Raw genomic sequence first — 13,803 nt, 5'->3', positions numbered from 1 at the left:
GGGGGTGCCTCCTTACGCGTCGTCAGCTATCGCGCTGATGAGTTCCGACGAGTCATGGGGCGGGAGGGCGTGCGCCTGGATGGTGCGGAACGCGGCGCTGTACGCCTCGAGGTCTTCCTTCCGCTCCAGATAGAGGCTACTCGTCAAATGGTCGAGTACCACCACATCCAGATCGGCGATGTTCGGAAATGAGAAAATAACGAACGGTCCGGTCAGGCCGAGATGGCCCCCCACGCTGAACGGCAGGACCTGCAGCCGGACTTGCGGCAGCTCGGCCACCGCCACCAGGTGCCGCAGCTGCTGCGCCATCACCCCCGGTCCGCCGATCTGACGGCGCAGCACCGCCTCGTCGAGCACCGCGCTCAGCTCCAGCGGCGGATCCGCCCGCAGCACCGACTGGCGGGCCAGCCGTACGTCGACCAACGCGTCCACCTTCGGCTCCGGCAGCCCGCCCAGCGCCGCCCGGGTCACCGCCCGCGCGTACGCGGCCGTCTGGAGCAGCCCGGGCACCACCGACAGCTCCACGGTGCGGGCCGAACGGGCCCCCGCCTCCAGGCTGATGAAGTCCCGGTACTCCTGGGGCAGCAGACCTCGGTAGTCGTGCCACCACTGGCGTCCGCGCCCGGTGTCGCCGCCCGGTCCGGCCGCGGAGGCGGACAGCGCCTCCAGCAGTGCGCGGTGCTGTTCGCCCACACCCCCGTAGGCGTCGAGCAGCAGCCGGACGTCCTCCGGTTTCACGCCACTGCGGCCCGTCTCGATGCGACTGATTTTCGACTGGTGCCAGCCCACGATCCGGGCGGCCTCGCCGCTCGTGAGTCCGGACCGGTCGCGCAGCGCGCGCAATTCCTCGCCGAGCTTGCGCCGGCGCACCGCGGGACCGTGCTGCATGCCCGCCCTCCTTCCCACCGGCACAGGTCGCACCAGTCTGCCGTCCAAATACGGTCTTCCGTAGCAGAGTTCACCGCATCGAGCGACAGATATATGCATATCTTGGGGGAACGGCCGACGTGGTGGGGCGAGGAGTGGCACTCTGGCGGTCAGCACAGATCCGGGGCGATTCGCCCTGGTGGGAAAGGGACCGCGCCATGGCAGATCACCAGGAAGCCTCCGTCACTCTGCCGAGCGATCCCGCCTCGGTCTCCGCATCCCGCCGCTTCGTCGCGGACGTCCTCGCCGAATGGGGACTGCCGGACGGCGCCGAGATCGGCGAGAGCATCCGGCTGATCGTCTCCGAACTCACCACCAACGCCGTGCAGCACACCTTCGGCCAGTCGCCCACGTTCACAGTCGACATGCGCCTGGAGCGCGAGGAGACCCTGCGCATCGGCGTCACCGACAGCCACCCGCGCTGGCCCAGGCGGCTCCCGGCCGCCGTCCAGCAGGACAACGGCCGCGGCATGGTGATCATCCGCTGGCTCGCGGCGGAATCGGGCGGTCGGCTGTCGGTGAGCCCCACCGCGGAGGGCGGCAAGACGGTGTGGATCGCGCTGCCCTGGACCGTCGGAGCCGGCTCCCCGGTCGCCTGACGCGACGCACCGATCGTCGACGATCCGGGCTCCGAGGGCGGCCGGGCCGCTGAACCGGGTGCCCTTTCGAAACGTGAGTTAACTCGACGGAAAAGTGCCCACCCTAACGTGGCCGACGCGGCCTTCCGTCAATGATCACTCATGCGGCGGCAAAGCGTCCGTAGGGGGGACGGAAAGCCTTGCTCCTCGTTGGGCAAGGACCTGCCTTGCATGGAAATGCGCTGGTCAACAGAGCGTTGACGGAGGCTAAGGTCTCCGACGGCGCGCAACTGATCATGTCCCGGAAGCTGGGTGATTCGTGTGCAACTCACACCGCACGAGCAGGAGAGACTGCTCATCCACGTCGCCGCCGACGTAGCCGAACGGCGCCGGGCGCGCGGCGTACGCCTGAACCACCCCGAGGCGATCGCCCTGATCACCTCGCACATCCTCGAGGGCGCCCGGGACGGCCGGACCGTGTCCGAGCTGATGGCCTCCGGCCGTACGGTCCTCAGCCGCTCCGAGGTCATGGACGGCATCCCCGAGATGATCCACGACGTCCAGGTCGAGGCCACCTTCCCGGACGGCACCAAGCTCGTCACCGTCCACGACCCCATCGTCTGAAGGGCCCCGCCCATGATCCCCGGAGAGATCCGGTTCGCGGACGCGCCGGTGCCCCTCAACCAGGGCCGTACCGTCACCTGCCTGACCGTCCTCAACGCCGCCGACCGGCCCGTCCAGGTCGGCTCGCACTACCACTTCGCCGAGGCCAACCCCGGCCTCGACTTCGATCGCCCGGCCGCCCGCGGGCTGCGCCTCAACATCGCGGCCGGCACCGCCGTCCGGTTCGAGCCGGGCATCCCGGTCGAGGTGGAACTCGTACCGCTGGGCGGCCTGCGCACCGTACCGGGCCTGCGCGGCGAGACCGGGGGGCCGCTCGATGGCTGAGCTCTCCCGGCAGGCGTACGCCGACCTCTTCGGGCCCACGACGGGCGACCGCATCCGGCTCGCCGACACCGACCTCTTCGTGGAGATCGAGGACGACTTGAGCGGCGGCCCCGGACGGGCCGGCGACGAGGCGGTGTTCGGCGGTGGCAAGGTGATCCGCGAGTCCATGGGCCAGGCCCGCACCACCCGCGCCGAGGGCGCCCCCGACACGGTGATCACCGGCGTGGTCGTGCTCGACCACTGGGGCGTCGTCAAGGCCGACCTCGGCATCCGCGACGGCCGGATCTGCGGCATCGGCAAGGCCGGCAATCCCGACACCATGGACGGCGTCGACCCCGCCCTCGTCATCGGCCCGGAGACCGAGATCATCTCCGGCAACGGGAAGATCGTGACCGCGGGCGCCGTCGACGCCCACATCCACTTCATCTCCCCGACCCTCCTCGACGCGGCCCTCGCCAGCGGCGTCACCACCCTGGTCGGCGGCGGCACCGGCCCCGCCGAGGGCACCAAGGCGACCACCATCACCCCCGGGCCCTGGCACCTGGCCCGGATGTTCGCGGCGCTGGACGGCCACCCGGTCAACATCGGCCTGCTCGGCAAGGGCAACACCATGTCCCGGGAGGCCATGCACTCCCAGCTGCGCGGCGGCGCCCTCGGCTTCAAGATCCATGAGGACTGGGGAGCCACCCCCGCCGTCATCGACGCCTGTCTCGGCGTGTGCGAGGAGACCGGCGCCCAGCTCGCCGTGCACACCGACACCCTCAACGAGGCCGGATTCGTCGGCGACACCCTCGGCGCGATCGCCGGACGCACCATCCACGCCTACCACACCGAGGGCGCGGGCGGCGGGCACGCGCCCGACATCATCACCGTGGTCTCCGAGCCCAACGTGCTGCCCAGCTCCACCAATCCGACCCGTCCGCACACCCTCAACACCGTCGAGGAACACCTCGACATGCTGATGGTCTGCCACCACCTCAACCCGGCCGTCCCCGAGGACCTCGCCTTCGCCGAGTCCCGGATCCGGCCCTCGACCATCGCCGCCGAGGACGTCCTGCACGACCTCGGCGCCATCTCGATCATCTCCTCCGACTCCCAGGCCATGGGCCGGATCGGCGAGGTGGTGCTGCGCACCTGGCAGACCGCCCACGTGATGAAGAAGCGGCGCGGCTTCCTCCCCGGCGACGGACCGGCCGACAACCACCGGGCCCGCCGCTACGTCGCCAAGTACACGATCAACCCGGCCGTGGCCCAGGGCCTGGCCCGGGAGATCGGCTCGGTGGAACGGGGCAAGCTCGCCGACCTCGTGCTGTGGGAGCCCGCCTTCTTCGGGGTCAAACCGCAGCTGGTGATCAAGGGCGGGCAGATCGCGTACGCGCAGATGGGCGACGCCAACGCCTCCATCCCCACCCCGCAGCCGGTGCTGCCGCGGCCGATGTTCGGAGCGCACGGGCGCGCCGCGGCGCTGGGCTCCCTCAACTTCACCGCGCAGGCCGCCCTCGACGACGGGCTGCCGGAGCGGCTCGGGCTCGGCAAGGCGTTCGCGGCGATCGAGAGCACCCGCAAGGTCACCAAGGCCGACATGCGGGAGAACGACGCCCGGCCCCGGGTGGACGTCGACGCCGACACCTTCACCGTGACCATCGACGGGGAGGTCGTGGAACCCGCACCCGCCGCCGAACTCCCGATGGCCCAGCGTTACTTCCTCTTCTGATGGCCACGGCGACACCCTTCCCGAGAGGCGGCCGGCCATGAGCCGCGCCGCCCTGCTCGTCCTCGCCGACGGGCGCTTCCCCGCCGGGGGCCACGCCCACTCCGGCGGGGCCGAGGCCGCCGTCAGGGCCGGCCGGATCCACGACGCGGACACCCTGGAGGAGTTCTGCCGGGGCCGGCTGCACACCGCCGGACTGGTCGCGGCCGCCCTCGCCGCGGCCGCCGCCCTCGGCATGGATCCGGCCGGCCTGGACGCCGCCGCCGACGCCCGCACGCCGTCCCCCGCCCTGCGCGCGGCGGCCCGGAGGCTGGGGCGGCAGCTGTTGCGCGCCGCCCGCGCCACCTGGCCCGCGCCCGCACTGGAGGAGCTGGCCGCCGCCTTCCCGCGCGGCGCCCACCAGCCGGTCGTGCTCGGCGTCACCGCCCGCGCCGCCGGTCTCGGCGCCCTGGACGCCGCGCACGTGGCGGCGTACGAGAGCGTCGGGGGACCGGCGACCGCGACCGTACGGCTGCTGGGGCTGGACCCCTTCGAAGCGAGCGGGGTGCTGGCCCGGCTGGCCCCGGCACTCGACGCGGTCGCCGAGGAGGCGGCGGCCGCCGCGCTCGTGGCCCGGCGGGAGGGGCCGGGGGCGCTGCCGGCCGCCTCGGCGCCGCTGCTGGACATCATGGCGCAAGCCCATGCCGACTGGCCGGTACGCCTCTTCGCCTCCTGACCGCCCCGCACCGCCGGTACCACCCCCGCCACCTCCATCACCCCCGCCACCCCCGCCACCCCCGGATGCTTCTCAAGGAGTCGCCGTGCATCTCGACCACGCCGTGGCCTTCCCGCGCCGCCACACCCACAGCGCCGCGCCCACGCGGCCCGACGGCAGCCGCCGCGCCCTGCGCATCGGGCTGGGCGGACCCGTCGGCTCCGGCAAGACCGCCACCGTCGCCGCCCTGTGCCGCGCCCTGCGCACGGAACTGTCCATGGCCGTGGTCACCAACGACATCTACACCCGCGAGGACGCCGAGTTCCTGCTGCGCGAGGCGGTGCTGCCGCCCGAGCGGATCACCGCCGTCGAGACCGGCGCCTGCCCGCACACCGCCATCCGCGACGACATCTCCGCCAACCTGGAGGCCGTCGAGGAACTGGAGGAGGCCTTCCGGGAGAGCGCCCCGCTGGACCTCGTCCTCGTCGAGTCCGGCGGCGACAACCTCACCGCCACCTTCTCCCGGGGCCTGGTCGACGCCCAGATCTTCGTCATCGACGTGGCCGGCGGCGACGACATCCCGCGCAAGGGCGGACCTGGCGTCACCACCGCCGACCTGCTCATCGTCAACAAGACCGACCTCGCCCCGTACGTCGGCTCCGACCTGGACCGGATGGCCCGCGACGCCGCCGACCAGCGCGGCGGACTCCCCGTCACCTTCCAGTCCCTGCGCGGCCCGGAGGGGGTCGCGCCGGTCGCGGCCTGGGTGCGCGAGCGGATCGCCGTCTGGGCCGCACGGTGACCGCGGCGCCCCCGCTCGGCGGGGTGCGCGCCACCGCCCGGATCGGCGCGGTGGCCGACGGCCGCGGCGGCACCGCGCTGCCCCTGCTCGCCGGTGAGGGCCCCCTGGCCCTGCGGCGCACCCGGGCGAGCGGCCCCGGGGCCGCGGTCACCCTGGTCGGGGCGATGAGCGCACCCCTGGGCGGGGACCGGCTCGGCGTCGAGGCCACCGTGGGCCCCGGCGCCCGCCTCACGCTCCGCTCGGCCGCCGCCACCCTGGCCCTGCCCGGCCGGGACGGGGCACCGGCCCACTACGAGACCCGGCTCGACGTGGCCGCGGACGCCACCCTGAGCTGGCTGCCGGAGCCCCTGGTCTCGGTCCGCGGCAGCGACCTGCGGGTCCGCACCGCGGTACGGCTGGCGCCCACCGCCCGGCTGGTGCTGCGCGAGGAGCAGGTGCTCGGCCGTACCGGTGAGGCGCCGGGCCTGCTGCGCAGCCGGCTGACCGTGACGCGGGACGGCCGGCCGCTGCTGGACCAGGAGGTGGCCTGCGGACCGGGCGCCCCCGGCGGCTGGGACGGCCCGGCGGGCCTCGCGGGGCACCGGGCGCTCGGTCAGCTCCTGGTCGTGGACCCGGCGTTCGAGGAGCACCCGCCGGTGGCCGCGCTGCTCGGCGAGTGCGCCGCGCTCACCCCGCTGGCCGGTCCCGCCGTCCTGGTCACGGCCCTGGCCCCGGACGCGCTGGCGCTGCGCGCCGTTCTGGACAGCGCCCTGAGCACCGTCCTGGACACGGATCCGGCCCCGTAAGGCCGCTGACGGCCCGTCCGCCGCAAGCCGGGGTGCCGGCCCGGCACCGCTGAGCGGTACCGCCGCCCCCGAATATCGGGTTGGCAAAGAACCCGGTGGCGCACTGTCGCCCGCGGCGGCCCAGACGCAAGGATCCCCCTGCTGCCGGCCAACCGGCCAACCGGCCAACCGGCCAACCGGCCAACTGACCAACCGGCCGGCCGTCCACGGCCACATCCGACGCAGGGGGATCCATCACGTGATACGTACCGCGGCGCTGGGCAGCGCTGCCACTCTGATCACCGCGACGCTCGCCGCCGGCCTGCTCCTCGCGCCGCCCGCCGGCGCCGCGCAGACGCGCGGCGACCGCGGCGTCCCGGAGGCGGTGGGCGTGCAGATCGCCGCCGCCCGCGCGGCCCGCACCGGCATCGACTGGAAGGACTGCCCGGCGGACTGGGGCCTGGAGAAGCCCATCCAGTGCGGCTTCGTCACGGTGCCGCTCGACTACGCCAAGCCGTTCGGGCGGACCATCGAGCTCGCCGTCGACCGGATCGGCAACACCGGGACGCCGGCCGAGCGGCAGGGCGCGCTCGTCTACAACCCGGGCGGACCGGGCGGTTCCGGCCTGCGCTTCCCGCGCCGGGTCACCACCAAGAACCCGCTGTGGACCAACACCTCCAAGGCCTACGACTTCGTGGGCTTCGACCCGCGCGGTGTCGGCCGCTCCACGCCCATCTCCTGCGTCGACCCGCAGGAGTTCGTCAAGGTGCCCAAGGCCGACCCGGTGCCGGACGGCGAGGCGGACAAGCGGGCCCAGCGCAAGCTGGCCGCCGAGTACGCGGACGGCTGCGCCGAGCGCAGCGGCTGGATGCTGCCGCACATGACCACCCCGAACACCGCGCGCGACCTCGATGTCATCCGCGCCGCCCTGGGCGAGAAGAAGCTCAACTTCCTCGGCGTCTCGTACGGCACGTACATCGGCGGGGTCTACGCCACGCTCTTCCCGACCCACGTGCGCCGCATGGTCGTCGACAGCGTGGTCAACCCGTCGAAGGAGAAGATCTGGTACCAGGCCAACCTCGACCAGGACGTCGCCTTCCAGATGCGCTGGAACGACTGGAACGACTGGAAGGCCTGGGTCGCCCGGCACGACGCCGTCTTCCGCATCGGCGACACCCCGGAGAAGGTCGAGGCCAAGTGGCAGGAGCTGCGGGCTGCCGCCAAGGCCGCTCCGATCGGCGGCGTGGTGGGCCCGGCGGAGCTCACCGGATTCTTCCAGAGCGCCCCCTACTACGACTCCTCCTGGGTCCCGGTGGCCCGGACCTGGAGCGCCTACCTGGCCGGTGACACGCAGGCACTGGTCGACGCGATCGCCCCGGACCTGTCCGACACCGCCGGGAACGCGGCCGCGGAGAACGGCAACGCCGTCTACACGGCCGTGGAGTGCGCCGACGCGAAGTGGCCGACGAACTGGTCGCGCTGGGACCGCGACAACACCCGGCTGCACCGCGACTACCCGTTCCTGACCTGGGCCAACGCCTGGCTGAACCTGCCGTGCGCGACCTGGCGCAGCGAGCAGCACACCCCGGTGGAGGTCGGGACCCGGCGCGGGCTGCCGCCCGTACTGATCGTCCAGTCCGAGCGCGACGCCGCCACCCCGTACGAGGGCGCCGTCGAGCTGCACCGGCGGCTGGCCGGCTCGCGCCTGATCACCGAGAGGAACGCCGGCTCGCACGGCGTCACGGGCCTGAAGAACAGTTGCGTCAACGACCGGGTGGACAGCTACCTGCTCACCGGCGCGGTCGACGCCCGTGATGTGACGTGCGACCCGCACGCCACCCCGGTCCCGCCGGCCGCGGCTTCCGCCCGGTCGCTGGCCCCGGCCCCGGCCGACGCCCCCGAGGCGGACCTCCCGGTCCTGCCCCGGCGGTGACGCGCGCCGGCCGCGCCACCCCCGGCACCGGGGGCGGCGCGGCCGGTACGGGGCCGGTGCGGGGAAGGGCTCAGCGCGTGCGGCGCCGGGCCTTCTTCCGCTCTTCCTCCTCCTCGGCCTTGACCTCGGCGGCGTACCGGTCGACGTACTCCTGCCCGGACAGGCCGAGGATCGCGTACATGATCTCGTCCGTGATCGCCCGCAGGACCGCCTTCTCGCCCTCCATCCCGGCGTACCGGGAGAAGTCCAGCGGCCGGCCGAAGCGGATGGTCACCCGGCGGATCTTCGGTACCACCTGGCCCGGCGGCTGGATCTCGAACGTACCGACCATCGCGCAGGGGATCACGGGTACGCCGGCGCCCAGGGCCATCGCGGCCACGCCCACCTTGCCCTTGTAGAGCCGGCCGTCGTGCGAGCGGGTGCCCTCGGGGTAGATCCCCAGCAGCTCGCCCTTGGACAGGACACCCAGGCCCTCACGGATCGCCGCCTGCCCGGCCTCCTTGCCGGAGCGGTCCACCGGGATCTGCCCGGCGCTGCGGAAGAACGCGGCCGTCAGCCGCCCCTTCACACCGGGCCCGGTGAAGTACTCGGCCTTCGCCAGGAAGGTGATGCGCCGCTTGAGGATGGCCGGCATCAGGAAGTGGTCGGAGAACGACAGGTGGTTGCCCGCGACGATCGCGGCCCCGGTCGGCGGAATGTTCTCCAGCCCTTCGATGCGGGGCCGGAACAGCAGCCGCAGCAGCGGGCCGAGCAGGACATGCTTGAGCAGGTGGTAGAACAACCGGTCGCTCCCGTCGCCGTTCGTTCCTGGCCTTCGCCACCATCCTACGGACCGTCAGTCGAGGCAGGGCAGGGCCGGACGAACCCACCGCGCGCGGGGGCCGCAGCGGCGGTCAGGACTTGCTGGAAGCGGCCATGGCGGCGGTCAGCAGGCCCAGCACGATCCAGCCGAACCACAGCCAGCCGTTACTGCCGAGCACCACCGAATACCCGGCGACGACCACCAGGGCGGCGAAGGTCAGGATCGCCATCACCTTCACAGATCCGGTCATGCCCCATGGTGGCGCCTGAGGATGCCGCCGCGCTACTGGCCACGCGCTTGGAGCGAGGCCAGATACGCGTTGTACGCCTCGAGCTCCTTGTCCCCGTCACGGTCGGCGGCCCGGTCGGCGCGCTTCGCTGCCCGCTGCTCCGAGTGGTACCACTGGAAGACCAGCGCGATCAGCACCAGCACCGAGGGGATCTCGCTGAACGCCCACGCGATGCCGCCCGCCCACTGCTGGTCCTGGAGGGCGTCGATGCCGAGCGACGCGGGCGGGTTCGCGTACGTGGAGATCATCGGTTCGCTGCCCATCATCAGCGCGATGCCGAAGAAGGCGTGGAACGGCATGCCCGCGAACAGCTCCAGCATCCGCATGATGTAGCCGGGCCGGTGCGGGCCGGGATCCACGCCCATGATCGGCCAGAAGAAGATCAGGCCGACGGCGAGGAAGTGGACCATCATGCCGATGTGGCCGGGCTTGCTGCTCATCAGGGTGTCGAACAGCGGCGTGAAGTACAGGGCGTACAGGCTGGCGATGAACATCGGGATCGTGAAGACCGGATGGGTGATCACCCGCATGTAGCGGCTGTGCAGCAGCATCAGCAGCAGTTCCCGCGGACCCTTGTGGCCGCGCGTGGCCGGCGGCAGCGCCCGCAGCGCCAGGGTCACCGGGGCGCCGAGCAGCAGCAGGATCGGCGAGAGCATGCTGATCACCATGTGCTGCACCATGTGCACGCTGAACATGACCATGCCGTAGTCGTTCAGCTTGGTGCACATCACCAGGGCGATGGTCAGGACGCCGGAGACGAAGGCGACGGTCCGGCCCAGCGGCCAGGAGTCGCCGCGCCGGCGCAGCCGCAGCACGCCCCAGGCGTAGAGCGCGAGGCCGATCAGCGAGCCGAACAGGAAGAAGGCGTCGAAGGAGAACTCCAGCCCGCGTCCGAGAGTGAACGGCGGCAGGTCCATCTCCATGTCCATGCCGTGCCCGCTGTGATCCATCTGTTCACTCCCTTGACCGTGGTGCCCCCCTACAGTAATGCGGCCCCCGAGCGTGATCGCGCTCGGGGGCCGTACCGAAGAGGGGTAAAGGTCACAGAACGTTCTGCGCCTCGGCGTACCGCTCGGCGGGGACCGTCTTCAGGCTCTGCACGGCGTCGGCGAGCGGCACCATCTCGATCTCCGTGCCGCGCAGTGCGGTCAGCATGCCGAACTCGCCCCGGTGCGCGGCCTCCACCGCGTGCCAGCCGAAGCGGGTGGCGAGCACCCGGTCGTACGCGGTCGGGGTGCCGCCGCGCTGGACGTGGCCGAGGATGACCGGGCGGGCCTCCTTGCCCAGGCGGGCCTCCAGTTCGACGGCGAGCCGGTTGCCGATGCCGACGAAGCGCTCGTGGCCGTACATGTCCTTGCCGCCCTCCTCCAGGTCCATCGACCCGGGGCGCGGCTTGGCGCCCTCGGCGACCACGACGATGGCGAAGCGCTTGCCCGCGGAGAACCGCTCGCCGACGATCGACGTGAGCTCGTCGATGTCGAACGGGCGCTCCGGTACGACGATGGCGTGGGCGCCGGCGGCCATGCCCGAGTGCAGGGCGATCCAGCCGGTGTGCCGGCCCATGACCTCGACGACCATCACGCGCTGGTGCGACTCGGCAGTGGTCTTGAGGCGGTCCAGGGCCTCGGTGGCCACGCCGACGGCGGTGTCGAACCCGAAGGTGACGTCGGTGGACGCGATGTCGTTGTCGATGGTCTTGGGCACGCCCACGATCGGCAGGCCGCCCTGGGAGAGGAGGTTCGCCGCCTTCAGGGTGCCCTCGCCGCCGATCGGGATGATGGCGTCCAGGCCGAGGTCGGCGACGTGGCCGCGGGCCCGCTCGACACCGTCGCGCAGGTGCGCGGGCTGGACCCGGGAGGAGCCGAGGATGGTGCCGCCGCGGGCCAGGATGCCGGCCACGGCGTCCAGGTCCAGCTTGCGGTAGTCGCACTCCAGCAGGCCCTTCCACCCGTCGTGGAAGCCGATGACCTCGTCACCGTGGTCGACGACGGCGCGGTGCACGACGGAACGGATGACGGCATTGAGGCCGGGGCAGTCGCCGCCGGAAGTGAGCACACCAATGCGCATGGCAGGAAGAACCTTTGCAACGTGGGCCGACGACCGGACCACGTCGTCCGGTTGGAACTACCCGCCACCCTACAAGCGGATCGGCGCTGGACTGAACCATCCTCCACATAGTGGGCGGACCGGTCGTACGAAATGACCTCGGCCCGGATCCCCCCAGGGGAATCCGGGCCGTACGGCGGGTGAACCGCGCGGGTCCGCGGGCGGGCTACGCGGGCTGCGTGGCCGCCGAGATCCGCTCGGCGCGCAGCGCCTCGTACCACCGGTCGTCGGTCGGCGGCAGCGCGTTCACGTCGAGGGCCAGCTTCAGCAGCAGGTCCGCGATCTGCGGGTTGCGCGCCATCACGGGGCCGTGCATGTAGGTGCCGAACACCGTGTCGTTGTACGCGCCTTCGGTGCCGTCGCCGGTGCCGTTGCCGCGGCCCAGCCGGGTGCGGGCGAAGGGCTTGGCCGTCGGGCCGAGGTGCGTGACGCCCTGGTGGTTCTCGAACCCGGTCAGCTGGGGCAGGCCCAGGCGCGGGTCGATGTCGGCCAGGACGTCACCGACGCACCGCTCGCCCTCGCCGCGCACGGTGACCACGTCGAGCAGGCCGAGACCCTGCTGGCGCTGGCCCATGTCGTTGACGAATTCGTTACCGAGGATCTGGTAGCCGGCGCAGACGGAGAAGACGATCGCCCCGTTGGAGACGGCGCGCTCCAGGCCGCCGTCGCGCAGCAGGCGCTCGGCGGCCAGCCGCTGGGGCCGGTCCTCGCCGCCGCCGATCAGGTAGATGTCCCCGGAGGTGGGGATCGGCTGGTCGCTGCGGACGTCCACGCGCTGGACGTCCAGACCGCGCTGGCGGGCCCGGCGCTCGACCACCAGGGCGTTGCCCTGGTCTCCGTACGTGCTCAGCAGGTCCGGGTAGACCCACACCAGACGCAGGCTGTTGTCGCTCATGCTCATGTCCTTAGGGGTTACTGGTTGCCGACGCGGCGACGCACGTCCTGGAAGGCGGTGTAGTTGGCGATCAGCTCGATCTGGCCGGGCGGCGCCAGCTGCACGGCCTCGTCGAGGGTCTCGCAGACGCGGAAGTCCAGGCCCGCCACGTCCAGGCGGACGGCCAGGTCCAGCTTGCGGTCGCCGATCACGAAGATCGGGTGGCCGGCCAGGCGCGGGTAGTCCACGTCCCACAGCCAGGAGGTGTCCGTGCCGTCGGCGCCGCGCGCGTTGACCGACAGGATCACCGGCGTCGGCGGCGGGTCGATCAGCGAAAACGTTTCGAGCCAGCCCGCCGGGTTCTTCGCGAGCAGCAGGCGCAGCTCGCGGCCCTGGAAGCTGACCACGTCGTAGCGGCCGGCCACGGCCTGCACCTGGTACATGCGCTCCAGCGCGACCTGCGGCGGCACCCCGAAGACCGCGGCGACCGCGGCCGAGGTGGCGGCGTTGGCCTTGTTGGCGCGGCCGGGCAGCTGCAGGTGGATCGGCCAGGCCGAGCCGTGCGGGTCGAGCACGTGGTCGCCCGAGAGCACCCAGCTCGGGGCCGGGCGGCGGAAGCCGCACTCGCCGCAGAACCAGTCGTCGCCCGGACGCTGCATCACACCGCCGCAGGAGGGGCACGACCAGGCGTCGTCCTTCCACTCCTGCCCGGCGGCCACCCACACCACGTTCTGCGAGGACGACGCCGACCATACGATCAGCGGGTCGTCGCAGTTGGCGATGATGACGGCCTTGGAGCCCGACAGGCCCTCGCGCCACTTCTCCGCCAGCATGCGGGTCTCGGCGGCGCGGTCCAGCTGGTCGCGGGAGAGGTTCAGCAGCGCGATCGCCTTCGGCGTCACGTCGCGGGCCACCCCGGCCAGGTACTTCTCGTCGACCTCGATCACGCCGTACTTGGCGTCCGTACCGCCCGCGAGGGCGGAGGTGATGCCGGCCGGCATGTTCGCGCCCAGCGCGTTGGAGACGACCGGGCCGCTCGCGCGCAGTGCCTCCGCGATCAGGCGGGTCGTCGTCGTCTTGCCGTTCGTCGCCGACACGAGGACGACATCGAGATGCTGCGCCAGCGCGCCGAGAAGATCGGGGTCGAGCTTGAGCGCGACCTTGCCCCCGATCACCGATCCGCTTCCGCGTCCCGCGGCCCGCGACACCGCCGCCGCGGCCTTCCCCGCCGTCACGGCCAGCTTGGCGCGCGGCGAAAGCGGCTCCGTGTTGCCTGCCATCGTCCTGTTCCTCCTTGGGTCGGTCCCGGGCCCAGCCTATCCAGAACCCGTCGGCCGCCAGACCGCGGCGCCCTTTGAAAAGCTCATACAGTCAC

Annotated in this window: 15 protein-coding genes; 8 read left to right on the top strand and 7 right to left on the bottom strand. The window is 72.3% G+C overall.

Features of this window, described 5'->3' with window-relative positions; genetic code table 11:
- Window positions 1–12: 12 nt before the first annotated feature.
- A complete protein-coding gene (locus tag ACZ6KO_RS21840; RefSeq protein WP_469305645.1) occupies window positions 13–888 on the bottom strand; it encodes a helix-turn-helix domain-containing protein in 876 nt (291 codons plus the stop codon).
- A 197-nt stretch (window positions 889–1,085) separates the two neighbouring features.
- Between ACZ6KO_RS21840 and ACZ6KO_RS21835 the strand changes: the two genes are divergently transcribed.
- From ACZ6KO_RS21835 to ACZ6KO_RS21800, 8 genes are all read left to right on the top strand, one after another.
- Complete coding sequence (locus ACZ6KO_RS21835; RefSeq protein ID WP_469305644.1) at window positions 1,086–1,526, top strand: ATP-binding protein; 441 nt, start codon at window positions 1,086–1,088, stop codon at window positions 1,524–1,526.
- Window positions 1,527–1,826: 300 nt separating this feature from the next.
- Window positions 1,827–2,129: an urease subunit gamma gene (locus ACZ6KO_RS21830; RefSeq protein WP_401455566.1), complete on the top strand. Its 303-nt coding sequence runs from the start codon at window positions 1,827–1,829 to the stop codon at window positions 2,127–2,129.
- Window positions 2,130–2,141: 12 nt separating this feature from the next.
- Complete coding sequence (locus ACZ6KO_RS21825) at window positions 2,142–2,453, top strand: urease subunit beta (RefSeq protein ID WP_469305643.1); 312 nt, start codon at window positions 2,142–2,144, stop codon at window positions 2,451–2,453.
- A complete protein-coding gene (locus ACZ6KO_RS21820) occupies window positions 2,446–4,167 on the top strand; it encodes an urease subunit alpha (protein WP_469305642.1) in 1,722 nt (573 codons plus the stop codon). The genes ACZ6KO_RS21825 and ACZ6KO_RS21820 overlap by 8 nt, the downstream gene beginning before the upstream one ends.
- Window positions 4,168–4,204: 37 nt before the next feature.
- On the top strand, window positions 4,205–4,879 hold the full coding sequence (locus ACZ6KO_RS21815) for an urease accessory protein UreF (protein WP_469305641.1): 675 nt from the start codon (window positions 4,205–4,207) through the stop codon (window positions 4,877–4,879).
- 85 nt (window positions 4,880–4,964) lie between these two features.
- A complete protein-coding gene (gene ureG / locus ACZ6KO_RS21810; RefSeq protein ID WP_469305640.1) occupies window positions 4,965–5,660 on the top strand; it encodes an urease accessory protein UreG in 696 nt (231 codons plus the stop codon).
- Window positions 5,657–6,445 carry an urease accessory protein UreD gene (locus tag ACZ6KO_RS21805; protein ID WP_469305639.1) on the top strand — a complete coding sequence of 263 codons (789 nt, stop codon included), beginning with the start codon at window positions 5,657–5,659 and terminating at the stop codon, window positions 6,443–6,445. The genes ureG and ACZ6KO_RS21805 overlap by 4 nt, the downstream gene beginning before the upstream one ends.
- A 238-nt stretch (window positions 6,446–6,683) precedes the next feature.
- Window positions 6,684–8,357: an alpha/beta hydrolase gene (locus tag ACZ6KO_RS21800; RefSeq protein WP_469305638.1), complete on the top strand. Its 1,674-nt coding sequence runs from the start codon at window positions 6,684–6,686 to the stop codon at window positions 8,355–8,357.
- Window positions 8,358–8,427: 70 nt separating this feature from the next.
- Here ACZ6KO_RS21800 and ACZ6KO_RS21795 read toward each other — a convergent pair whose 3' ends face one another.
- The 6 genes from ACZ6KO_RS21795 to ACZ6KO_RS21770 form a co-directional block, all read right to left on the bottom strand.
- Complete coding sequence (locus ACZ6KO_RS21795; RefSeq protein WP_469305637.1) at window positions 8,428–9,138, bottom strand: lysophospholipid acyltransferase family protein; 711 nt, start codon at window positions 9,136–9,138, stop codon at window positions 8,428–8,430.
- Between the two features lie 112 nt (window positions 9,139–9,250).
- Complete coding sequence (locus ACZ6KO_RS21790) at window positions 9,251–9,409, bottom strand: hypothetical protein (protein ID WP_469305636.1); 159 nt, start codon at window positions 9,407–9,409, stop codon at window positions 9,251–9,253.
- A gap of 32 nt (window positions 9,410–9,441) precedes the next feature.
- Window positions 9,442–10,398 carry a cytochrome c oxidase assembly protein gene (locus tag ACZ6KO_RS21785; protein ID WP_469305635.1) on the bottom strand — a complete coding sequence of 319 codons (957 nt, stop codon included), beginning with the start codon at window positions 10,396–10,398 and terminating at the stop codon, window positions 9,442–9,444.
- 91 nt (window positions 10,399–10,489) lie between these two features.
- Window positions 10,490–11,515 carry a 6-phosphofructokinase gene (locus tag ACZ6KO_RS21780; protein ID WP_469305634.1) on the bottom strand — a complete coding sequence of 342 codons (1,026 nt, stop codon included), beginning with the start codon at window positions 11,513–11,515 and terminating at the stop codon, window positions 10,490–10,492.
- A gap of 205 nt (window positions 11,516–11,720) precedes the next feature.
- Window positions 11,721–12,449, bottom strand: coding sequence for a type 1 glutamine amidotransferase (locus ACZ6KO_RS21775; protein WP_469305633.1), 729 nt, complete (start codon window positions 12,447–12,449; stop codon window positions 11,721–11,723).
- 17 nt (window positions 12,450–12,466) lie between these two features.
- The gene (locus ACZ6KO_RS21770) at window positions 12,467–13,708 is read right to left on the bottom strand and encodes a MurT ligase domain-containing protein (RefSeq protein WP_469305632.1); all 1,242 of its coding nucleotides are present in this window, start codon (window positions 13,706–13,708) and stop codon (window positions 12,467–12,469) included.
- Window positions 13,709–13,803 lie beyond the last annotated feature (95 nt).

Source organism: Streptomyces sp. NPDC042102, assembly GCF_055582305.1.
This window is presented reverse-complemented; position numbering and strand designations above follow the sequence as displayed.